Annotated in this window: 20 protein-coding genes and 2 pseudogenes; 16 read left to right on the top strand and 6 right to left on the bottom strand. The window is 61.1% G+C overall.

Going from position 1 to position 22,781, the window contains the following annotated elements; all coding sequences use genetic code 11:
- Positions 1–30 precede the first annotated feature (30 nt).
- Both RI444_RS18340 and RI444_RS18335 read left to right on the top strand, forming a co-directional pair.
- Positions 31–1,178, top strand: a protein-coding gene (locus tag RI444_RS18340) for an IS3 family transposase (RefSeq protein WP_207605523.1) whose coding sequence is annotated in 2 segments (ribosomal slippage) — positions 31–304 and positions 304–1,178 — 1,149 coding nt in all. Because the reading frame shifts where the segments join, the coding sequence is not laid out codon by codon here.
- Positions 1,179–1,207: 29 nt separating this feature from the next.
- Positions 1,208–2,262 (top strand): annotated as a pseudogene (locus tag RI444_RS18335) (IS3 family transposase); the annotation flags it as partial.
- On the opposite strand, the gene RI444_RS18330 reads toward RI444_RS18335, so the two are convergent.
- Both RI444_RS18330 and RI444_RS18325 read right to left on the bottom strand, forming a co-directional pair.
- Complete coding sequence (locus RI444_RS18330) at positions 2,248–2,601, bottom strand: hypothetical protein (RefSeq protein ID WP_207605524.1); 354 nt, start codon at positions 2,599–2,601, stop codon at positions 2,248–2,250. The pseudogene RI444_RS18335 and the gene RI444_RS18330 sit on opposite strands and share 15 nt — an antisense overlap.
- A 94-nt stretch (positions 2,602–2,695) precedes the next feature.
- The gene (locus RI444_RS18325; protein WP_207605525.1) at positions 2,696–3,964 is read right to left on the bottom strand and encodes a HEPN domain-containing protein; all 1,269 of its coding nucleotides are present in this window, start codon (positions 3,962–3,964) and stop codon (positions 2,696–2,698) included.
- A gap of 742 nt (positions 3,965–4,706) precedes the next feature.
- Here RI444_RS18325 and RI444_RS18320 point away from each other — a divergent pair.
- On the top strand, positions 4,707–5,297 hold the full coding sequence (locus RI444_RS18320; RefSeq protein ID WP_207605526.1) for a hypothetical protein: 591 nt from the start codon (positions 4,707–4,709) through the stop codon (positions 5,295–5,297).
- A 183-nt stretch (positions 5,298–5,480) separates the two neighbouring features.
- Positions 5,481–5,903, top strand: a complete 423-nt coding sequence (locus RI444_RS18315) for a hypothetical protein (RefSeq protein ID WP_207605527.1) — start codon at positions 5,481–5,483, stop codon at positions 5,901–5,903.
- A 124-nt stretch (positions 5,904–6,027) separates the two neighbouring features.
- On the opposite strand, the gene RI444_RS18310 is transcribed toward RI444_RS18315, so the two are convergent.
- The gene (locus tag RI444_RS18310; protein WP_207605528.1) at positions 6,028–6,465 is read right to left on the bottom strand and encodes a hypothetical protein; all 438 of its coding nucleotides are present in this window, start codon (positions 6,463–6,465) and stop codon (positions 6,028–6,030) included.
- Between the two features lie 709 nt (positions 6,466–7,174).
- On the opposite strand from RI444_RS18310, the gene istA reads away from it, so the two are divergent.
- The gene (gene istA / locus RI444_RS18305) at positions 7,175–8,704 is read left to right on the top strand and encodes an IS21 family transposase (protein WP_316963836.1); all 1,530 of its coding nucleotides are present in this window, start codon (positions 7,175–7,177) and stop codon (positions 8,702–8,704) included.
- Positions 8,701–9,489: an IS21-like element helper ATPase IstB gene (gene istB, locus RI444_RS18300; RefSeq protein ID WP_207605530.1), complete on the top strand. Its 789-nt coding sequence runs from the start codon at positions 8,701–8,703 to the stop codon at positions 9,487–9,489. The genes istA and istB overlap by 4 nt, the downstream gene beginning before the upstream one ends.
- A 957-nt stretch (positions 9,490–10,446) precedes the next feature.
- Here the strand turns inward: istB and RI444_RS18295 are convergent.
- Positions 10,447–10,803 (bottom strand): hypothetical protein, encoded by a 357-nt coding sequence (locus tag RI444_RS18295; RefSeq protein ID WP_207605531.1) that lies wholly within the window; start codon positions 10,801–10,803, stop codon positions 10,447–10,449.
- Between the two features lie 47 nt (positions 10,804–10,850).
- On the opposite strand from RI444_RS18295, the gene RI444_RS18290 reads away from it, so the two are divergent.
- The 3 genes and pseudogenes from RI444_RS18290 (at position 10,851) to RI444_RS18280 (ending at position 12,970) form a co-directional block, all read left to right on the top strand.
- Entirely contained in the window at positions 10,851–11,141 is a 291-nt protein-coding gene (locus RI444_RS18290; protein WP_062098648.1) for a transposase, read from the top strand.
- A gap of 35 nt (positions 11,142–11,176) precedes the next feature.
- Positions 11,177–12,031, top strand: a pseudogene (locus tag RI444_RS18285) (IS3 family transposase); the annotation flags it as partial.
- Positions 12,032–12,277: 246 nt separating this feature from the next.
- On the top strand, positions 12,278–12,970 hold the full coding sequence (locus RI444_RS18280) for an HAD family hydrolase (RefSeq protein ID WP_207605532.1): 693 nt from the start codon (positions 12,278–12,280) through the stop codon (positions 12,968–12,970).
- Between the two features lie 125 nt (positions 12,971–13,095).
- On the opposite strand, the gene RI444_RS18275 is transcribed toward RI444_RS18280, so the two are convergent.
- Positions 13,096–14,805 carry a hypothetical protein gene (locus RI444_RS18275; RefSeq protein ID WP_207605533.1) on the bottom strand — a complete coding sequence of 570 codons (1,710 nt, stop codon included), beginning with the start codon at positions 14,803–14,805 and terminating at the stop codon, positions 13,096–13,098.
- Between the two features lie 436 nt (positions 14,806–15,241).
- Here RI444_RS18275 and RI444_RS18270 point away from each other — a divergent pair, with 436 nt between their 5' ends.
- Complete coding sequence (locus RI444_RS18270; RefSeq protein WP_207605534.1) at positions 15,242–16,237, top strand: LacI family DNA-binding transcriptional regulator; 996 nt, start codon at positions 15,242–15,244, stop codon at positions 16,235–16,237.
- A gap of 34 nt (positions 16,238–16,271) precedes the next feature.
- Here the strand turns inward: RI444_RS18270 and RI444_RS18265 are convergent, their stop codons facing one another.
- Entirely contained in the window at positions 16,272–16,436 is a 165-nt protein-coding gene (locus RI444_RS18265; protein ID WP_207605535.1) for a hypothetical protein, read from the bottom strand.
- Positions 16,437–16,438: 2 nt separating this feature from the next.
- On the opposite strand from RI444_RS18265, the gene RI444_RS18260 reads away from it, so the two are divergent.
- From RI444_RS18260 to RI444_RS18235, 6 genes are all read left to right on the top strand, one after another.
- Positions 16,439–17,749, top strand: a complete 1,311-nt coding sequence (locus RI444_RS18260; RefSeq protein WP_207605536.1) for an ABC transporter substrate-binding protein — start codon at positions 16,439–16,441, stop codon at positions 17,747–17,749.
- A gap of 2 nt (positions 17,750–17,751) precedes the next feature.
- Positions 17,752–18,711: a carbohydrate ABC transporter permease gene (locus RI444_RS18255; protein WP_207605537.1), complete on the top strand. Its 960-nt coding sequence runs from the start codon at positions 17,752–17,754 to the stop codon at positions 18,709–18,711.
- Positions 18,708–19,607, top strand: coding sequence for a carbohydrate ABC transporter permease (locus tag RI444_RS18250; protein WP_021473502.1), 900 nt, complete (start codon positions 18,708–18,710; stop codon positions 19,605–19,607). Before RI444_RS18255 ends, RI444_RS18250 begins: the two co-directional genes overlap by 4 nt.
- 72 nt (positions 19,608–19,679) lie before the next feature.
- Positions 19,680–20,783, top strand: a complete 1,104-nt coding sequence (locus tag RI444_RS18245) for a Gfo/Idh/MocA family protein (RefSeq protein WP_207605538.1) — start codon at positions 19,680–19,682, stop codon at positions 20,781–20,783.
- A gap of 1 nt (position 20,784) precedes the next feature.
- Positions 20,785–21,531, top strand: a complete 747-nt coding sequence (locus RI444_RS18240) for a ThuA domain-containing protein (protein WP_207605539.1) — start codon at positions 20,785–20,787, stop codon at positions 21,529–21,531.
- Between the two features lie 33 nt (positions 21,532–21,564).
- Complete coding sequence (locus tag RI444_RS18235; RefSeq protein ID WP_207605540.1) at positions 21,565–22,761, top strand: Gfo/Idh/MocA family protein; 1,197 nt, start codon at positions 21,565–21,567, stop codon at positions 22,759–22,761.
- Positions 22,762–22,781: the final 20 nt, after the last annotated feature.

Raw genomic sequence — 22,781 nt, 5'->3', positions numbered from 1 at the left:
AGAATGGACACAGGAGGTAATTCACGAATCATGGCACGCAGACACACCCCGGAGCAGGTCATCGCCAAGGTCCGGCAGGGCCAAAAGATGCTCAACGATGGCCGTCCGATGGTCGAGGTCGTCAAGGAGCTCCAGGTCACCGAGGCGACTTGGTACCGCTGGCTGAACCAGTACGGGTCTGAGAAGAACGCCGAAGCGTCCAAGCGGACCAAGGAGCTGGAGAAGGAGAACGCCCGGCTCAAGCGGTTGCTGGCGGAGAAGGAACTGGCGATCGACATCCTGAACGAGGTGGCGAAGGGAAAATTCTGAGCCCCGAACCACGTCGCCGTGCCGTGCGCATGGCGGTGGAGAAGTTCGGGGCATCCGAACGCTTCGCCTGCAAGGTCTTGGGGCAGAACCGGTCCGCGTTCCGCAAAAAGAAACCCGACATGGGCTTCGAAGAGGCGCAGCTCCGCTCGGAGCTGCGTGCCATCGCAATGAAGCACCCGGCGTGGGGCTGGCGGAAGGCCCGCTGGCACCTGCTGGCCCAGCCGGCGTGGGACGGGGTAGCGCTGAACAGGAAGCGCATCCGCAGGCTCTGGCGCGACGAAGGCCTGACCTGCAAACCCAGAGCCCGGAAGAAGCGCCGCACCGGGCCCGGCGCCGGGGAACAGAAACGCCTCACAGCCCAGTATCCGATGCACGTGGTCAGCTTCGACTTCCAATCCGACGTGACCTCCTGCGGCCGGCACATCCGGTTCCTCAACGTCATCGATGAATACACCCGCACGGCGCTGGCCGTCATCCCGCGAAGGTCGTTCAAAGCCACTGACGTGGTCGCGGTGCTGGAGAACATCATCGCCGAAACCGGCACCGCACCGACATACCTCAGGTGTGACAACGGCCCCGAATTCACCGCCGCCGCACTGATCGACTGGTGCGATACCGCCGGAGTCGACACCGCCTTCATCGACCCGGGCTCACCTTGGCAGAACGGCTTCATCGAATCCTTCAACGCCCAATTCAGAAGGGAACAACTCACCGGAGAGATCATGGACACCATGGCCGAAGCGAAGTATTTGGCCGAGGAATGGAAGACTATCTACAATCATGAACGGCCCCACGGATCCCTGGACGGCACGACGCCGAAACGCTACTGGGAAACCTGGACGCAAGAAAACCAATTAGCTATCGCATAGACGCTGGACTGCTAACGGGGGCCCAATCAAAGGAGCTCCAGGTCACCGAGGCGACTTGGTACCGCTGGCTGAACCAGTACGGGTCTGAGAAGAACGCCGAAGCGTCCAAGCGGACCAAGGAGCTGGAGAAGGAGAACGCCCGGCTCAAGCGGTTGCTGGCGGAGAAGGAACTGGCGATCGACATCCTGAACGAGGTGGCGAAGGGAAAATTCTGAGCCCCGAACCACGTCGCCGTGCCGTGCGCATGGCGGTGGAGAAGTTCGGGGCATCCGAACGCTTCGCCTGCAAGGTCTTGGGGCAGAACCGGTCCGCGTTCCGCAAAAAGAAACCCGACATGGGCTTCGAAGAGGCGCAGCTCCGCTCGGAGCTGCGTGCCATCGCAATGAAGCACCCGGCGTGGGGCTGGCGGAAGGCCCGCTGGCACCTGCTGGCCCAGCCGGCGTGGGACGGGGTAGCGCTGAACAGGAAGCGCATCCGCAGGCTCTGGCGCGACGAAGGCCTGACCTGCAAACCCAGAGCCCGGAAGAAGCGCCGCACCGGGCCCGGCGCCGGGGAACAGAAACGCCTCACAGCCCAGTATCCGATGCACGTGGTCAGCTTCGACTTCCAATCCGACGTGACCTCCTGCGGCCGGCACATCCGGTTCCTCAACGTCATCGATGAATACACCCGCACGGCGCTGGCCGTCATCCCGCGAAGGTCGTTCAAAGCCACTGACGTGGTCGCGGTGCTGGAGAACATCATCGCCGAAACCGGCACCGCACCGACATACCTCAGGTGTGACAACGGCCCCGAATTCACCGCCGCCGCACTGATCGACTGGTGCGATACCGCCGGAGTCGACACCGCCTTCATCGACCCGGGCTCACCTTGGCAGAACGGCTTCATCGAATCCTTCAACGCCCAATTCAGAAGGGAACAACTCACCGGAGAGATCATGGACACCATGGCCGAAGCGAAGTATTTGGCCGAGGAATGGAAGACTATCTACAATCATGAACGGCCCCACGGATCCCTGGACGGCATGACGCCGAAACGCTACTGGGAAACCTGGACGCAAGAAAACCAATTAGCTATCGCATAGACGCTGGACTGCTAACGGGGGCCCAATCAAATGGTGATAGCCCTCTATTAGATGATCAGGCCCCTTCTCGTCAAAGTGCGCCCATTGCGCTGTCAAGGCATGCTCAAGTGCCTGACGGGCGACCGCCACAGCCTCTCGAGAGCGCCCGGCGCGGTGCAGCACCACGTAGGCGCCCGCGTAGCGTATCGCCTGCGCACAGATACCGTACACAGTTTGGAACTCGACTTGGTGTTCTGCAGCGACCTCGAATGAATCTGCGTCATGCAGCCGGTGCTCACGCTCTTCGATGAATCCCAGCCATTGCTCGATCGCGGGCCGGGTCAAGAGCGGAGTGATCACTCAAATAAGTATGCGGCTTTGAGGGTCTCAAGGCGAAAATACAGTCAAAGAAGGCCGAAAAATTCCCGCTGATCTGCCGATGCTAGGCAAGCCATTACTGGTCTAGGTTGCAGACGCGCTCCAACACTGGTTCGGGACACCCCAACAAGCGTAGAGCGTGGGCGCGCACTATGCGCTCGAGTACCCTCACCGTCTCATGGAGATCATAAGCGTCGAAACCCTTGTTACCGTGGGCCAGATCGTTGCGAACTCGGCTTAGCGCGTATGCGACGCGCTGTGCCTCAGGCCCTTGGGCCTCGGCCAGGTAGTTCGTCAACAATTTGCAGACTACCAGCCGGGGAGTGAGATCCACCGGCAGTTCACCCAGCAGGTGATGCAAGGCTTCGTTCAGCCCCCGAGGCGGATTCTTGGTGAGGTTCTTCTTAACGAACGTCAGTTGTTGAGAATTGAGAATGTTGGCACCTTGGAGCGCTTCGATGAGGGTTTCGCGTTTCTCCGTGTGACGGTTCTTTCGCTCTTCGTAAGCAGCAGCGGTCTCGTGACCGTGTAGGCCCTCCAGCGCCTGCACGAGTAGAAGGAAACGGGAGCGGGGGTGCTCGTCGGTGGCCGACAGCATCGCCCCGTAGGTCTCGATTAGTGGGTGATGATCGTCCTCAAGCCTTTGCCAGCGCCTGAGCATGTCGAGCAGGGAGAGACCATCGACGGCGATATGGATCGCTGTCGAAGCCTTACGCACCGCTGCTTGGTCGGACTGATACGGCTCTTGTGTGATGCCGAACCCGTAGACCTGCCGGCGTTGGCGGGTATCGGGTTTGTCGAGGCCGCTCGCGTCAACGGCCATATAGGTGAGCGGCTGCGCATCTCCCGTGGCGATCGAGACAATACGTCGAAGGGGGACGATCCACCGGTCCACCCAAGCGCGCACCGTTAATGCCTCTCGTGACTCGATCCGGACGACCGGGCTCACGACGAACCTGAACGCATAAGTGTTGCCGACCGCGACGCTGGCGTCGTACTCCAAGCGTACGGTGACGTCGTCGTCGCTCCACTTCTGGGACGAGTCAGGATTGCCAGACACAGTCCAGTCGCCCTCCAAGTGCCGGCCCTCCCCACCTGTCGGGAACGTCCACCTTGAGAACGGAGAAGCTCCTGCAACGGCATCAAGCGCGCCAACTTGCGCGCTCACACGCGAATAGGTCGGAACTACTGACTGGTTTGCCGCCTGTTCCTCATCCTCCACCTCGCCGGCGATCTTCGTGCCAAATCCACGAAGCCCCTCGGGAGCGCCAACAATGGCCGTACCCGCGCTGATGTGGCCCTGTTCCGGAAGCCAATAAGTGATTGAGGCATCGATCAGATCCACATCGTGTCCGTTTGCGAGACGTGCTCGCAAACGGGGCAGCTGGACCTCTTGAGGGAAGCCGGCACTACGTTGCCCTGGTGCCGTTTCGTCCCACTGGATTGGGACGTTGCCGTATACCGACCCGGTGGGAGGACGGCTAGCACCGAGGTCGAGTGCGCCGGCGTGCTCAGTCACACCCCCGTTAGGGCCGGGCAATAGCCATGTGCACAGATACTCGTCTGGTTCGACAAGCAGTTTTAGGGGCGGTTTCTCAGCGGCCATTTAGAAAGCTTAGGAGATGAACGTCGCGTAGCTCAGAGCTCTGCGAACTGACCGCCGTTGCGATTGGTCAGAAACGGGTCAAAACCGACCGTTATTGAACCTCGTCACAACCCGAATATGGGGCAGGAGAGTGGAACTGCTTTGCTTGGTCAGAACTCAAATCCGGTATCAGAGTTGGTCAAAAGGTGTCGGGAGCGTTTCTGAGGTCGCCTGGTAGGCGGCCATCGATACGTAGATGTGGCCAGGAGGTGTAAAAGTGAACTCTGACGCTAAGTCCGACTACTTCCTAATTCAGGCGCGGCTTTCAAGCTACTGGAGGTTGGTACTGACAGGGAGGGCTTTAGAGCTAGGGCAAGATATTCCCATGCGTCGAAACAGAGACGGGCAATCGAGACTTGCCTCAACAACGAAGACAATTGATCGACGTCGGTGGCCCTTGTGGCTACTGGCCTTAGCGGGGCTCTTCGCGTCGGTTGCAATCTTGGGCATTCTTGCTTGCTTCTTTGCTTGGTTGCAGGTCGGAACGATCTTCGTTGCAGATCTAGAGATGAGGCCAAATCAGGAAGACCTGTTTGGCGTCATTAGAAACGCAATCACTGCGGGTGCGGCTCTGGGCGTTGGGATGACCCTGGTGCTCTCCTATCGCCGGCAGAAGACTCTGGAAGAGAACCAAGCAACCACTGCGGAGGCGTTGCTGGTTAGTTCCAAGGCACAGCAAACGGCAGCAGCAGCACTCGACCTGAGTAACAGTCAGCATCAACTGGAGGTCGACCGACGTGCCTATGATCAAATCAAAGACCTGAGGGAGCGTTATGCGGCTGCAGCGGCGCAACTTGGGAGCGAGTCAGCAACCGTTCGAATGGCGGGCGTTTACGTCATGGCAACGTTGGCTGACGAGTGGCACAGGCAAGATCACGATGACCAGCGACAAGCCTGCATCGATCTCCTGTGCAGTTACTACCGAGCCGAACCGAAAGATGAAGATCGCAGGGATCTCGATTGGTCTGTTAAAGAAGCGATCTGGAAGTCGTTCCTAGGGCGCCTTCGCCAAGACAACGATGACAACCGGTAATCGTTTACTCGCATCGACTTTCGTGAGCTACAGCATGCCCCAGGTCAAATCACCGGGATTCGTTTCGACGCGCAAGTGGTGGATCTATCGGGAAGCAACTTTATTCAAGGGCTGGTGATCGCGCACTCACAGATTTCCAGTGGTCACCTGAAATTGGGCCATGTTCTGACAAGTAGTCAAGGAGTGGTCTTCAGGGAGGTCTCATTTGAGGGAGGCCGGGCCACCCTTGGTTTCCAAAACTCTACGGCCTCCGCTGTTCAGTTTCTTGACTGCTCATTCAGGGGAGGGCGTCTCGAACTGACCGACATGGCGAACATGCGAGTCGAGTTCATCAGGTGCAAGCTCGAAGGAGGCGAGTTGGATTTGAGCCTCATGCAAAAGGCGTCGAAGGTTAAGTTCGTAGATTGCGTCTTCACCGCAGACGTGATCAAGGAAATAGGCAACCAGGGATGGGGTTTTGGGGGCCTAGAGTCGACGGAGGTCATCCTCCGCGGCTGCACTTTCAGCGAAGGTGCAGAGCCCTTCGAAAGTCATGGCGAACCGCCCTGGGTGAAACGCTTGAGAGAACGAGAGGCAGCCTCAGCTGACCTCTCTGCCCACAACTGAAAATGTCTCCGAACCGAGCACAATCCGTCACCGCGCCCGACGTCCGGGCGGGGTTGGAAAAGTTCAATGCCGACAGTTCCCCGATCACGGAAGGCCTCGTCGTGGCCCGTGATGCCAAGTGCTTTTAGCGCTTCGGCGAAACATCCCAGTTTTCGATCGTGTTCTTCTGTGTGGTGTACTCCTCGCATCGAACGCCGGTGGATGCACTCATGACCTGCCGGACTTCAAAAGCTTCCCGGTACGACTCTTCGCCGAATTTGGCGGTAATCGTGTCTCGAATATCTTCGGGGCGTTCGTTGTTGGCCAAACCATCACAGGTCATATCGATTGCTGCCCTGATGTCGCCGTCCGACCAAGTCGTGTAGAAGCCGTCCATGTCGTGGAGGATCGAGAGAATTCCACGGTATTCAAGATCTTGAATAGCTTCCTTCTTCGGGCTTACATACTTGATCGCGGTTTTCTGTACCGCTGGTGCTGCATCCTGCTGGTTACCTGAAGGTGAACACCCAGCCAGCGCCAACGCTGATAGACCAAGGCAGATTGCCCCCACTACCCTCTTCATAACTGATCCTTCGAGAACAGGCCCTCCTTATGAAGGACACAAACACCCGATCTTCGCATGCTGGCGGTCAGAGTCGTAATCAGCTCTCCTTTTGTCTAGGTCCCGTTGGCAACCAACGGGCATGGGCCGCCTCGATCTAAACGGAGCGGACTAGTGCGGCAGCTAATGCATTGACGAGCCGACCCATATAGGAGCGACGGCAAGCCGGCATTTGCAGGCGTTCCGCTCCTTTGACTACTTACAGGGGGCGCTGTCCAAAGCCCACCACGTTGGCCGCGTCGAGCTGGAACTAAGGAACCGCGTTGAGTCCGAAAGAGGTGTCTTGAAAAAGTAATGCTTCCTGAGACAGCGCTGCAGCAGCGGCCGGCAAGCCGAATACTCAGGATTTCCGCGCACCACGGGGTCTCGTTTAGTCGTCTCACCGTGAAGCGTCTCGGTATCGGCGGGGGAGGGGGTTTGTGAGCGATGGAACGTAGGGGGATCCTTCTGTTAGCGGCCATGAAAAACTGCCCGTAGGCGGCCACGAAAATGCCCACTGACGGCCAGGAAAACTGCCCGCCGGTGGCCATGAGATCTGCCCACTTCCTTACTGAACCTGCCGCGTCTTAAGCGGCGGGGCCGAGGCTTCGGCGATCAGCGCGAGGCCTCTCCCCGGGATTTGATGACGGTGTCTAGACGCACCAAATGTCGTCCCAGGAAGAGGCCCTGTATGAAGCATGACGGAGAAATCATGGAAATTCTTGCTGCCCACGATCTGACCGGATCGTTACGCGCCACGGCGGAGCTCACGGGATGCTCGCACCACACGGTTGCCAGACATGTCGCGGCCCGGGACGCCGGCCGGCCGATCGCGGAACCGGCGCTCCGGCCCCGGGTCACGGATGTATTCCTGCCCAAAATTGAGGAGTGGATCGAGGCGTCCAAGGGACGGATCCGCGCCGACAAGGCCCACGAGAAGCTCCTCGCCCTGGGCTATACGGGGTCGGAGCGGTCCACTCGCCGGGCCATCGCGCAGGTCAAAGCCGCATGGCGACTGGGCCACGCTCGCGTTCACAGGCCATGGATCACAGAGCCAGGGATGTGGCTGCAGTACGACTTCGGCGACGGGCCACGGATCGGCGGGGTGAAGACCATCCTGTTCGTGGCCTGGCTGGCGTTCTCCCGGTTCCGGATTGTGATCCCGTTGCGGGACAGGACCGCGCCGAGTGTGTTCGCCGCCTTGGACCGCTGCTTTCGGCTCCTGGGCGGGGCACCGACCTATGTTCTGACGGATAACGAGAAGACCGTGACCACCGCCCACGTCGCCGGGGTGCCGGTGCGGAACCAGCAGACCCTGGACTTCGCCCGGCACTACGGGATCACCGTGCTGACGTGCCAGCCCGCGGACCCCGCCACGAAGGGCGGCGTCGAAGCGTCCGTGAAACTTGCCAAGGCCGACCTCGTGCCCAAGGACACCAACCTCCGGCCCGAGTACGGTTCTTTCGCCGAGCTCGAGGCCGCCTGCCAGGCATTCATGGACGAGGTCAACAACCGGGAGCACCGGGCGATCCGCCGCAAACCGGCGGCGGTCCTGACCGAGGAGCAGCCCCGGCTGCACCGGATCCCTGAGACCGCGCACACGGTCGCGTTCGGACTGGCCCGCACCGTTCCGGATAACACCCCGATGGTCACCTTCGAAAACGCCCAGTACTCCGTGCCCGCGCAGCTGCTCGGAGCACGGGTGTTCGTCCGTTCCCACGGCACCGGGCCCGACGAACAGATCGTCATCGTCCACCACGGCCGGTTCGGTCCGGTCGAGGTGGCCCGTCACGGCCGGGCCAGGCCCGGCAGCCCCGCGATCATCGATGAGCACTTCCCCGGGACCAGGACCAGAATCCCGGGCGACTATGCCGTGAAGGCCCGCAACGCCGGCGAGGCCGAGTTCCTGGCGATCGGTGAGGGCGCCAAGACCTGGCTTCTGGAGGCTGCCGCGGCCGGCACTGCCAGGATGAACGTGAAGATGGCCGAGGCCGTGACCCTGGCCAAAATCGCCGGCACCGCCGAAGTTGATAAAGCCCTGGGCAACGCAGCGGTCCACGGCCGATTCGCCCACCCGGACCTGGCCTCGATACTGAACGCCAATATCCAACGCACCACCGCCCACTCCGCGGACGAGACCCGGTCCCTGACCCAGGGCACCGGCGCCTGGGCAGCTATGGGCGCCGGACCGTTCGCTACGCCGAAGGAGCAGAACCGATGAGCCCGGTCACCACCACGAACACCACCGCACCGTCACTGCCGGCAGACCTCGAAGCGCTGATGCGCCAGCTGAAGATGCCCCACGCCCGGGCCCTCGCCCCGGAACTCATCGCCACCGCACGAGCCCAGCGCTGGGAACCGGCCGAGGTCATCAAGGCACTATTCACCGAAGAAACAGCTGGCCGGGCCCGGTCCATGCTCGCCACCCGCCGCAAAGCAGCAGGCTTCCCAACGGGTAAGACATTCGACGCCTGGGACCCCGCAGCCTCTTCGATCCCGGCCCCGACCCAGCAGGCACTACGGACGCTGGAATGGATCACCCGGCGGGAAAACCTCGTCGTCTGCGGACCTTCCGGGACCGGGAAAACGTTCTTCCTCGAAGCGCTCGGCCAGCAGGCCGTCGAAGCCGGGATGCGCGTGGCGTGGTTCCGGCTCGAAGACCTCGGAGCCCTGATCCGGGCCCACCGCACCGATGACAGCGTCACCCGCGCGGTCGCCAGAATCCTCCGCGCCGAACTCGTGGTGATCGATGACATTGGCCTGTTGCCAGTGGCCACCGACGCCGCCGAGGGCCTCTACCGGGTCGTGGATGCAGCCTACGAAAAACGCTCCGTCGCGATCAGCTCCAACCTGCACCCGGCCGGCTTCGACGAGCTCATGCCCAAAACCCTGGCGACGGCAACCGTTGACCGGCTGCTGCACCACGCCCACGTCTGCCAGACCAGCGGCGACTCCATCCGACTCACCCAGGCCCTCGCCGGAAAAGGAGTCACCCAACTGAATTAACTAGATCCGACGATGGCCAATCCCGCCGAAACATTCAGTGGGCAGATCTATTGGCCATCACCGGGCAGTTTTACTGGCCACCAGCGGGCACATTCACTGGCCGCCGGTGGGCAGAAACTAATGGCCATTGACATCCTTCACCAGACACAGGGCATGAATGTCCGCCGAAACGCTCTTATGGATGCGTTCGTTGGGTAGTCTCAGCTGGTGACTGACTACCGGCAACATCCCAGCGTCGTGGCACATTGGCGCGATGATTCACCCCAGCCGCTTCCGGAAGCTCAGGAAGCGGAAGAAACCATATGGTTTGCGGTGCCCCCTGAACCTGACACGGAGCAGATGCGGGAGGGTCTTCGGGGTCGCTTGGAAAAGGATGGCACAGCGACCGTCCTGGCAGTCCCCGCGTATCTTTATAACGTGAACTTTGGCGACCGGGTTAACGTGATGCGATCAGCTGAGAATGCGCTCGTTCACCGGAGTGGAGCGCGACTCTCTCAACTTCACATTCAGAGTCCTGCTGAAATCGGACGACCCCAACGCCTGGCAGCCCATGGCCTCTGAACTGGCCGAGCAAGGTTGCCTCCTCGATTTCATCTCTCCGCGGTTCTTCGCCATATCTTGCGGCGAGCCCCAGGCGCAGGAAGTCGCCGACAGATTGTTCGCATTGGAACGCGATGGCGTCCTTCATTATGAGACTGGCCGAACACAACAGTTGAGGTAGGCAGCCGACGGAATGGGTGTCCGGTGAAGGATCCTTGAACGGGCTCTGCCCACCCAGCGATTTAGGTGAAGGAGTCAACCTAACCGGTGCAGTCCCCAATGTGCTTGACTGCCGGCTTGGCCATCACTGAGACGACGGGATAAACAGAGTCGGATCGGCCAGCGGGCAGCCGGATCTGTTCTGCCGATGAGCTGCGGCGACGCGAATGAGCGCAGCTCCCGAAGACGACTATGCGGTTACTCACATTGCGTCTCGTCGTACCGGGAGAGGTAAAGGTTGTATAGATTGTCCGTGCCATCAGGTAAGACTCGGCGTTCCTTTCGAATCTCGTGGGCGGATTGAACTTCCACGCCTTGACCGACATAGGCTTCAAGCTCGCTCAGAATGTCATCCATGTCGGTTTGGTCTTCCTCGGTGACCGTCGAAAGCTGGAACTTCAGCTTGATCCTGACGCCGTGGATTTCCACACCGACCGCGAGGGCATGTTTCGGTATCTGACCGCGCATGGCCGCCACGGACTGCGCGATGATATAGATCTCCCAGAGAGGCGCCTGGGCAAGGTCGTGTGGTGCTGGCATGCGCATGGCGTCCATCTGAGGTGTACTACTGATGTGAGACACAGTTTGAAAGGATTGTGCTCATGTCTGCTCGACCTACCTATTCCGATGAGTTCAAGGCCGATGCCGTCGCTTTGGCGGCGTCTTCGGGCCGTCCGTTGCCTGCCGTTGCTGCTGATCTCGGGATCTCGTTGACTGCTCTGAAGCGGTGGATTCGGTTGGCCCGTGAGGCTGATCAGGAAAGCGGTGGCAAGCCCGATGACCCGGTAGATCCGGTGAAATTCAAAGCCATGGAGGCCCGGCTGCGGGAGCTCGAGCGGGAGAATGATTTCCTGAAAAAAGTTTCGGCGTTCTTCGCCAAAGAACAGCGGTAGAAGATCTCTACCGCGTTGTTCAGGAGGAGAACGCCGACTTTCCGGTGGCCTGGATGTGCCGGCAGTTGGGGCTTCCGCGGGCCTCGTACTACCGGTGGCGTGACGCTGAGGAGACACCGACCGCGGCCCGTCACCGGGAACTGACGGACCAGGTGAGGACCGTCTTCGATTCCTCGGACGGGATCTTCGGTCACCGCATGGTGCATACCAAACTTGTTGCCGCCGGCATCGAGGTGTCGGTGGGCACCGTGGCGGGGATCATGGCTGAGAACGGATGGGCGGCAAAGCGGATGCGCGCCTTCAAGCGCACCACCATAGCCTCGGATCCGGACAAGGTCTTCGCGGACCTCATCGGCCGGGATTTCACGGCAGATGCCCCGGGCACCCGTTTGGTGGGCGATATTACCTACTTGCGGACCGGTGAGGGCTGGCTGTATCTGGCCACCGTCATTGACCTGTGCACCAGGATGGTCGTCGGTTGGGCCATGGCGGACCACATGCGCGCCTCGTTGGTTACCGGGGCCCTGAGGATGGCCAGAGACCGCGGCCACCTGACCCCGAACGCCATCTTTCACAGCGATCGCGGGACGCAGTACACGTCCCGCGAAATGGGCGCTTGGTGCGCCGGAAACAAGATCCGTCAATCGATGGGCGCTACCGGGGTGTGTTGGGATAACGCCGTGGCCGAATCGCTGTTTTCATCCCTGAAGAACGAGTTCTATCACCATCACAGCTTCGCGACCCGCCAAGACGCCAGACGGGCCACGATGCGTTACATCGAAGTGTTCTACAACCGCTGGAGGCCTCACACCAACAACAAGGGTCTCCCGCCAGCGACGGCAATGGCCAACTTCGCACCAAAAAGGCAGCCGCTGTCCGCTGCTGCCTGACCGAAAAGAAACTACCCGGCTGTCTCACATTCTTGACACACCTCAATCCCTTGAACTACATCAGTAGCTACAAGAAACGTATCTGCGTCGTGCGTTCGAAAGCCTCTGGTCTGTCGGGCGCCGCAGCGCCCGCATGGGGATCCTTCACCGGACGTTGAGTCAGTCCCTGGAGGATTCACCGCAGCGGGGGTGCTCTTTCCAACCTTCGGTCACAGGCACTGAAGAACAGCGGGCTACGCTGGGCGGGTGCACATTCGAGCTGTCCTATTCGATCTGGACAACACTCTGTTCGATCATTCGTCATCCGCCCGTGCCGGCGTGGACGCTTTTCTTCACCATCTTGGAACGGAGAGTTCCAACGAACTGACGCGTTGCTGGTTTCAAATCGAGGAAGTCAATTACCAGCGGTTCCTTGCAAAGGAACTCACTTTCCAGGAACAGCGCCGTGAGCGACTCCGTCAGTTCCTTCCGTTAGCCGGGCTCTCAGTTCCCCAAACGAACACTCGAATTGATGAGCTGTTCACCACGTACCTCGAGAATTACGAGGACGCATGGAGGGCCTTTCCAGACGCAGGGCCGGCATTGACGAGCCTCCGGGGGATGGGCGTGCCGGTGGGCGTCATCACTAACGGGAACCACGACCAGCAAACGTCCAAGGTCAAAAGAATAGGGCTCGAACCCCTCGTGGACCGGGTATTCAGCTCCGAACTTACAAGCCACGCCAAACCGGCAATAGAGGCGTTCTTACAGCCGTGTAGAAGCATGAATGTGTCACCGACCGAGACCCTTTATATCGGAGATAACTACCGGATCGATGTCGAAGGAGCCCGGAACGCGGGGTTACAAGCCATACACCTCGACCGCGAAGGCTCAATGGGAGAGGGGACCATCCAAAGCCTTGCGGAATTGCCTCTTCGCCTCGTCGACGGATCCCTTTAGGTTGGCCGGTGGTACGCGAACTCCAAGAAGCACGATTTCGGACCCTATTTTGCCGACCGAAGCCTCCCTCCGAACGCCCGTAAGCATGGATCCGCACCGGACAGATGGGTCAAGCAACTGGGATATCAGGTGCAGACGTCGCCGGAAGGGTCCCCAATGTTTGCGTTGAAGTAAAGAAGTTGCACGTAGATTTGGATCAGTGCTGTGGCGTGAAATTCGGTCAGTGACTCTTGGAACCCATGTAGGTAGTCGTTGCGGATGTTAAGACCCAATGGGTCCGTGAGCGCGTACTGCCAAAATCGGCCCAGTCCTCGAGCGGTGTCCAACCTTGCCGTGAGATCCAGTATCAGACCACCGAGAGTCTTGAAAACGTTTGCCGCTCCGTTTGCATTGTAGATCGACACGCCAGAGGCCACTGCGAGTACGCGAATCGCTGATTCGATCGTGGGTAGTGTGTCCGCCACGCTGTCCCAGTCACCAGCCCTGTGGGCACCGAACGCTTTGCGTATCCGAGCCCGGCCTTTGTCTGTGAACAGTTCTGAACCGTTGATCCTGCGTTCGATTTCGGCAACGCACTCGGTCCGGGCCAGAAGAGTCTTGAGTCCATGTCGAAGTATGAGACTGAAAATCGACTGATAGTGATAGTTGTCCTGTTGCCGAAAACGGAACGCGATGATGTCGTCATCATTAGAGGCTTGAAAGCTCACATGGCCTTGGCTATTGACGACAGCTAGGGTTGCAATACGGTCAACTGTGGAAATCTCATAGGCTGGGCGCTGGGAGAAAGGGTGAAGCGGTGGAAAGCAGAGCGCCCACTTAGTCCAAGCATCTTTGGGTTCGGCGACGTCCAGGTGCTTCAGCAGGTCATTCACTTCCCGCGCCTCCTCGGCTCCAAGCTCTACGCTGAATTCCCGAACCCTAAAGTCGTAGTCCGCCGGGGACATCCCTGCCAGAAGCGTACTCGCCTCGCCGGCTGCCTCCCTTAAGCCATAGGTGCGGGCCAGGTCCAGCGCCCTCCTGGCAGTTCCCTCTTTCATGAATCCCGGCTGCGTCGCGGCCTCGTCCAAGAGGCGACTAATCTCCTCGCCAACGATCTGCCTTTGGATCTCGCGTAAAGGTTCGCAGCTGACCATCAGCAACGCGATGTCTTCGCGGACATAGGAGTTGTCAGAAAACGCCAGGAGCGCCTGTTCGGCACGCTGGCGCACGTCGCTTTTGGAGCCCCCTGCAAATAGATACTGACGGGCCGCTAAAAGGAATGTGCCCCCTTGGGGATCTGTCGCGGCAGTGGCTAGAACCTCGTCGATGATGGTGAGAAGCGCCTGCAGAGCGCGGGCTCTACCCGACGGGTCCCGCCGCTGCTTCGAGAGATGAAACGCCTCGACAGCAAAGGGATACCGATTAATAAGGTCGATGTCAGGATGCGCCGCTAATCTAAGAAGGGCGGCCGTCGCCTCCGCAGCTATGGAGACCTCCTGGCGACCGGCATGGAACGCCCAAGTAAGGTGTCCGAGACGTGCGCGAACAAGGTCAGACGCCATCGGAGATTCCACGGCGGCCACGATGCGGGGCCAGTCCAAACTGGACGAATCTGTCATCGCGTTCTCGTACCGCTGAGTCCAAGTCGGATTGGTAGGCACGACCCCATCGGTAATATTGACCTTTTGGAAGAGTCCGCGGAGTATTGCGACGCCTTCGGGCGTCTCATGCTCATTCAGGTGGGCGACGAGTTTGGAGATAGCTCCCTCGATCGCCAACTCATTTCTAACTACACCCAAGGCCATCTCGACGGCGTCAGCGTCAACTTCCAAAACCGTTGCACCGTCCTTACCCATGGATCTTGCTTCGACTCGTCAAGTGTATTTCAGGCGCCCGCAAGCCGGTCCGTCCCCGTGCCAGCGAACCCTCATCCAGGATTCCTGCTGTTGCGGGCATGACAGGTACGTAGGAGCCGCACGATGAAATGCACGTTGACCGGGGGAGTTCTGCAACCTGTCGGCTCCTTGTGATCATCTCATCAATGGATCCTTTGACACGACCCCTCTCCTAACGTCACGGTCAATCCAGATGCCCTCGTAGCGTAGTGGCAGGCACGCCCCATCCACGAGTCGGTACCCTTATGGCCGCTTTCAGTGATGGCGCCCGCGGTGTAACTTCGACTGACCCGTCAGCCCACATCGGTCTCCATACTCCAGCTATGCTGAAGAGGTCCGGTGAGCACTGCCGGGGCGTGGCGTCCAAGACCAGCGTCTGATCGCGGAAGGACTAACGATGGCTCGGCCGACAGTTCAGGACGTCGCCAGGACGGCGGGTGTGTCCGTGGGAACGGTCTCGCGCGTCTTGAACGGGAGTTCGGCGGTCAGTGCGGCGGCCAAGGAAAAGGTCAACGCCGCCATCAAGGAGCTCAGCTACCGGCCCCTCGCCTCGGCGCGGGACCTAAGACGAGACCGCACCATGCGCGTCCTCGCCCTCGCCAAGAACCTCGATTCCCTCGTCATCAGCGAAGTCTTCCGCGGAGTAGGCGATGCTGCAGCGGACAACGGCTACGTCAGCCTCATCGCAGCCACCGACGGCGACCGGGACCGCGAACAGCAACTCGTGGATATGCTGCGGAACGGCTCCGTGGACGGCCTGGTGATCTTCTCGCCGACGATGCCGGACCACGACGTCAATACCGTCGCCGAACAAATGAGCGTCGTCCAGGTCTGTGAAATCGTCGACGCCGAGGCCGCTTTCGGGGTGTCCATTGATGACCGCCAGGCAGCCTACGACATCACCAAACACCTCATCGACACAGGTGCTAAGAAGCTGGCAATGCTTGCCCACAGGGGTGCCCGCTCGGGTCGGCTCAGGGAAGAAGGCTTCCGCCAGGCACTCACGGAGCAAGGCTTGGAACCGGATCGGATCCTGTTCGGCGAAGGCAATTTCGGCTTCCACGCCGGCCGCAGTCTGACGAAGAAACTTCTGGAACAAAAAGACCTTCCCGACGCCGTCTTCTGTGGCACCGACGTAGTCGCGGCCGGGTGCGTCCGCGAGCTGACCGACGCCGGTCTGAGAGTCCCACAAGACGTCGCCGTGGCGGGTTTCGATGACTCCGCCCAAGCAGAAATGTGCGTCCCGGAGCTGACCACGGTGAGGCAGCCGGCCTACGAGATGGGCCGCGTAGCTTTCGCCGAACTCCTGGGACGCATGACTGTCGACGGCGCGCACCGCAGGGGCCGGACCTTCCTCCCGCACCAACTCGTCATCCGAGACTCCACAAAATAGCGGGGGTTGACAGCCCCGAGTGGCGACTGTCACACTACTTTGGAATCGATTCCACGGCCGCAAGGCCGTTTTTCAAAAGCATTTTTGGAATCGATTCCAATGAAGCCAACAAAGCAACACCGGCAATGAAGCCAAGCTCAGGACGCACCACAGCCAAAGCAACCTGAACCACCATCCCCACAGCCACCAAAGGAGCCACTTGTGGACTTGAACCGACCTGCTCTCCCGCTCCAGAACAAAGCCCCCCGAAACCGAAAAGCCCTAGCCGCGACAGCAATCGCAGCAGCCCTCCTCCTCAGCGCGTGCGGCGGGGGAGCAGCACCCCAAGGTGCCGAACAAGCGGCAGCTGCCGATCCGGCGTCGGGCGCTAATGCCAGCGGCGCCGTGAACATCTGCGGCGTCAAGGACGCGAGCGGCATCTACAAGGGCACGGCAGAGGCGTTCACCAAGGCGAACGGCAAGGTCACGGCCAAGTACACCGAGATCGGCGCCACCACGGATGAAGCCCGCACGCAGATCGTGCAGCGGCTTGAGGGCAAGTCCACCGAGTGCGATCTCTTCGTCACAGACGTCATCTGGACCTCCGAGTTCGCCTCCCAGGGCTGGCTGCTGGACCAGACCAAGCTGGTGGAAGCCAACAAGGACCGACTCATTCCCTCCACTGTGGAAACCACCAAGTATCAGGACAAGTACTGGGGCTCGCCGTTCTTCACCAACGCCGGATTGATCTACTACCAGAAGGACAAGGTTGCCAAGCCGGAGACCTGGCAGCAGCTCTACACCGAGGCCGCCAAGGCTCCGGGCAACGGGTTCGTCTACCAGGGCAAGCAGTACGAGGGCCTCACGGTGAACTTCCTCGAAATGCTCTACAGCGCTGGCGGCGAAGTTCTGGACAAAAACGGCGAGGTAGCCATTGATTCGCAGGAAACCCGCGACGTCCTCAACTTCATGACCGAAGGCCTCAAGAACGGTTCGGCCGACCGCGCCGTCCTCACGTACAACGAGGACCCGGCCCGCCTTGCCTACGAATCCGGCAACTTCGGATACCAGCGCAACTGGCCGCACGTGTACCGGCTGCTGAACGCGACCCCGCTGGCGGACAGCTTCGGCGTCGCGCCGCTGCCCGCTTGGGAAGGCGGCAAGGCCTCGGGCGTGCTCGGCGGCTGGAACCTCGCGATCTCGGCACACTCCACCAACCAGGCCGGCGCTGTTGCCTTCATCGACTTCGCCACCACTCCGGACTGGCAGAAGCACGTGGCCATGGACTACTCCCAGACACCCGTCAACGAGGCCGCCTACTCGGACCCGGCGGTGCTCCAGAAGATGCCGTTCGCAACCGAACTCCTGGCCTCGGTCAAGGGCGCCAAGCCGCGCCCGATCTCGCCGGTCTACCCGCAGATCTCGCAGGCCATCTACAAGAACGTCTACGCCGTGCTGTCCGGCACCGCGTCCACTGAGGACGCCGTGAAGAAGATGGCCGACGAAATCACCACGGCCAAGGCGAGCTTCTAAACATGGCCACCAAAACCATCGTGCCGGGAGCGCCCCCAAGCGCGCCCCCCAACGCACCAAGAACAAACGCCCGCGACCGTGCCGAACGCCGCCTCGCCTTCCGGATGACCGCCCCGTCGCTGATCCTCATGGCCCTCGTGGCGGCGGTCCCGATCGGCTACGCAATCTGGCTCTCCCTGAACCAATACAGCGTCCGCACGGCGGGCCTCTCACGGTTCGTCGGCCTGGATAACTACATCGCCGCCCTGACCAGCCAGGAGTGGTGGGCCGCGTTTGGGCAGACCTTCACCTTCGCCGCCTTCTCGGTCACCTTGGAGCTGATCCTCGGGACGGCCATGGCGCTATTGCTCAACCTCGCGTTCAGGGGCCGCGCCCTGCTGCGCACGGTGGTTCTCCTGCCGTACGCGATCGTCACCGTAGTCAGCGCCATCACCTGGCAGACGATGTTCCAGCCCGATCTCGGTCTGGTCACCAACGTCCTCTCCGCACTTGGGTTGCCCGGCGGCGACGTCGTGTGGCTGGGTGAGCGCGGCTACGCGATGGCCGTCATCGTGCTCGCCGACGTTTGGAAAACCACACCGTTCGCGGCACTCATCATCCTGGCCGGCCTGCAGGTCATCTCCTCCGAAACGTACGAGGCCGCGGAACTCGACGGCGCCAGCAAGTGGCAGACCTTCGTCCACATCACCTTGCCGCTGTTGCGTCCGGCGATCGTCCTCGCCGCGATCTTCCGCACCATGGACGCCCTCCGCGTCTTCGACCTGCCGTTCGTCCTGACCCGCGGCGCCAACGGCACCGAATCAATGTCCATGCTGGCCTACGGCGAACTCCGCGAAAACCGGCTGGTGGGCGAAGGTTCGGCCCTCTCAATCCTGACCTTCCTCACCGTCATGGTGGTCTCGGTCATCTATATCCGCTTCGGCGGCGGCAACATCCGCGACGTCGCGAAGGAGGAACAATGAGCACGCTGACAGCAGAACGCACGACGGCGGCACCCGCCACCGGGACCAAGTCGCCGAAGCGCCGGCTCAGGGGCGAAGCGAAACTCCACCCCTTGGTGTGGGTGTTCGTGGTGGCCGTCATGGGCTTCTCGCTCATCCCGTTCTATTGGCTGGTGAACACCTCCCTTAAGAAGGGCGCGAGCCTGTCCCAAGGCGAGCTCTTCCCGAGCCAGCCGACCCTTGAGAACTACCTGGTGGTCTTCCAGAACCCCGAGTTCCTCCTGGCCCTGCGCAACTCGGTGATCATCGCCGTCGTCACTACAACGGTGGCGCTGGTGTTCGCGTCCTTCGCTGCGTATGCGCTGGCGCGGCTCAAGATGCGCCGTAAGGGAATGATCCTGACGCTCATCCTGTCGGTGACCACGTTCCCGGCCATCGCGATCGCGGCTCCGATGTTCTCCATCTGGCGCGAAATCGGCCTGTACGACACTCTCTTGGGCCTCATCATCCCGAAGTTGACGTTCGCGTTGCCGCTGGCGATCTACACGCTGACGTCCTTCTTCAAGGAGATCCCGCGCGAACTCGAAGAATCCGCGTACATGGACGGTGCCACGCCGTTTGTCGCGTTCCGGAAGGTCATCCTGCCCCTGGCGGTCCCCGGCCTGGCGACGACAGCGATCCTCGTGTTCATCTCGGTTTGGAACGAATTCCTCCTCGCCGTCACGCTGACCACCTCGCCGGAATCCCGCCCGGTCCCCGTGGCGATCGCGTTCTTCAGCGGCACCAGCGAGTTCGACCAGCCACTCGGCACCATCAGCGCCGCGTCAGTGATCATCACAGTCCCGCTCGTGATCCTCGTGCTGCTGTGCCAGAAGCGCATCGTCTCCGGCATGACCGCCGGGGCCGTCAAAGGCTAGGCCACTTCTGTGTCACAGAATCCAGCAACCACCTACAAACTCCTCAAAACCCCAGAAAAGAACAGGAAAACAGTGAGCATTCAGCAGCAGGCCCCATCCGCAACCCTCAAAGTGGGAGTTGTGGGCATCGGTTGGGCCGGCCAGCAGCACCTCAAGGCATACAACAACATTGAGGGCGTCGAAATCGTGGCCGTCGCCGGGATGGAAGCCGACCTCCTCGCCCAGCTGAAGGACGAATACAACATCCCCCACGCCCTCACCCGGTGGGAGGACATGATCGAGCTCGAAGACCTCGACGCCGTCAGCATCGCCGTGCCTACCTTCCTGCATGCGCCGATCGCCATCGCTTCGCTCGAGCGGGGACTGCACGTGCTGAGCGAGAAGCCAATCGCGCGCAACGCCGTCGAAGGTCAAGCAATGGTGGACGCCGCCCGCAAGGCGGGACGCGTCCTGGACGTTGCGTTCAACCACCGCCGCCGCGGCGACATCCAGGCGCTCAAGCAAGTGATCGACGACGGGACGCTGGGCCGCCCGTACTACGCCAAAGCGTCGTGGCTGCGCCGCCAAGGAATTCCCATGCTCGGCAGTTGGTTCACCAACCCGGCGCTCGCCGGCGGCGGTCCGTTGGCTGACATCGGCGTCCACGTCCTTGACTACGCACTGCACCTGTTGGGCGAGCCGAAGGTCCTGGCGGTTTCCGCCTCGACGCATTCGGAGCTCGGTCCGCGTGGCCTCGGCGGCAACGCGCGGTATACGGCGTCGAACTCCAGCCACAAGTTCGAGGTGGAGGACTTCGCCTCCGCGTTCATCCGTCTGGAGGGCGGCGGCACGCTGATTCTTGAAGCGGGTTGGGCCGCGTACCGCGACGAGCGGGACCTGATGGACTTTACCGTTTACGGGACCGACGGCGGAGCGGACTTGCGCTCCGTGGGCGCCTCCGAGAACCCCGTCGCAGATGTGCACATCTTCACGGAGAAGGACGGCGAGAACGCCGACTTCGAAGTGGTGGCCGAACCCGGGCGAGCCCACCAGGCCGTCGTCGAAGATTTTGTTGCTGCCGTGCGTGGCGGCGAGATGGTGTGGGGAAGCCACGACGGCTCCCTCGCCCTCAGCCGCGCGCTGGTGCTCGATGCCTGCTACAAGTCCGCCCTGGAACAACGCGAAGTGAGCCTCTGATATGTACGACAAGAAACTGAAGGTAGTTGTCTGGAACGAAGGCGTCCACGAGGCGCGCAACGAGCCCGCAACCATCGGCGAAATGTATCCGGAAGGCATCCACGGCGCCATCGCCGCCGGTCTGCGCGGTTTCTACCCGGACTCCGAAATCACGACGGCGACACTCGCAGATCCCGAACACGGACTCTCCGAAGAGGTGCTGGAGCAGACTGACGTATTGCTGTGGTGGGGACACATTGCCCACGAGGAAGTGAGCGACGAAGTTGTGGAGCGCGTCCAGCGGCATGTGCTGGGCGGCATGGGCTTGGTAGTGCTGCACTCCGGGCACTTCTCGAAGATCTTCACGCGTTTGTTGGGAACCACATGCTCTTTGAAGTGGCGCAACGAAGGCGAACGGGAACTGGTGTGGACGGTCAAGCCTTCGCACCCGATCGCTGTCGGAATTGAAAGCCCTCTCCTGATTCCGCAGCAGGAAATGTACGGGGAGCTCTTCGATATTCCGGAACCCGACGACCTGATTTTCATCAGTTCCTTTGAAGGGGGAGAAGTGTTTCGCTCCGGAGTGACATTCTCGCGGGGCAAGGGACGCATCTTCTACTTCAGCCCGGGCGATCAGGAATACCCGGTGTACCACCAGCCGCAGATCCAGAAAGTGATCGCCAACGGTGTTTCCTGGGTGGCTCAGCCTGGTGTCTTCCGCGAGGCACCCGACGTTTCCAACCCGGCCCGGGGCTGGTTCGAGGCCTAGGCCTCTCCATTCTCACTTCAAAGGAGCAGCAACATGACCACTTCCCTTCCCGCCGGGCGTCCCTTGGTGACTGGCCGTCCCTTGGGCGTGGCCGCCATCGGGTATGCCTTCATGGGCAAGGCCCACTCCAATGCGTGGCGGAACGTGGCCAGCTTCTTTGAGGTCCCGGCCTTCGAACAGAAAGTGCTCGTTGGCCGGGACGCGGTCCAGGTTGCGTTCGCGGCAGGGAAGTATGGGTGGTCGGAGTCGGCGACTGATTGGCGCTCGGTCATCGACCGGGACGACATCGACATCGTGGACATCTGCGCGCCTGGTTGGATGCATGCCGAGATCGCTGTCGCCGCGTTGGAAGCGGGTAAGCACGTGCTCGTGGAGAAGCCGCTGGCCAACACTGTGGATGAGGTCGAGCTGATGGCCACGGCAGCAGCATCCGCTCAGGCCCGGGGTGTCCAGTCGATGGTCGGGTTCAACTACCGCCGGGTTCCGGCGCTGGCCTTGGCCCGTGAGTTGATTGCCGAAGGACGTCTCGGAACCGTGCGGCACATCCGTGCCGCTTACCTCCAAGACTGGCTTTCCGACGTCGAGACTCCCATGAGCTGGCGGCTCCGGAAAGAGACGGCCGGCTCCGGGGCCCTAGGGGATATCGCCTCCCACGCGATCGACCAGGTCCAGTACCTGACCGGTCAGGCCGTGACCGAGGTGACCGGGCGGTTGAGGACTTTCGTGCCCGAGCGCCCGGGCCCCGGCGGCATGGAGAAGGTGACGGTGGACGACGCCGCGTGGGTCACTTTGGGCCTTACCGGCGCCCTCAGCGCATCGGTGGAAGCGTCACGGGTGGCTACCGGCCAAAAGAACTCGCTCAAGATCGAAATCTATGGGTCCCTGGGGTCGCTGACCTTCGATCTGGAGAACCTGAACGAGCTCGGCTTCCTGGACGCCACGCTTCCGGTGCGGGAGCAAGGTTTCCGCCGGATCCTGGTGAACGAACCTGAACATCCGTACCTCGAAGGGTGGTGGCCACAAGGGCACATCATTGGCTGGGAGCACACCTTCACCCACCAGATCCGGGACTTCCTCTGTGCCATCCGGGATGGTGAGGCGCCGTCGCCGTCGTTCGACGACGGGCTGCAGGTTCAGCGGGTGCTGGCCGCGGTTGAGGAGTCGGCCGCGAATAAGAGTGTGGTGACGGGGGTTCCGTCTGGCTGCGCATCACTATCACTCTCGACCTGACCGAGCCGAAAGGGTCATTC

The sequence above is a fragment of the Paenarthrobacter sp. AT5 genome, from assembly GCF_032764245.1.
GTDB lineage: Bacteria > Actinomycetota > Actinomycetes > Actinomycetales > Micrococcaceae > Arthrobacter > Arthrobacter ureafaciens.
This window is presented reverse-complemented; position numbering and strand designations above follow the sequence as displayed.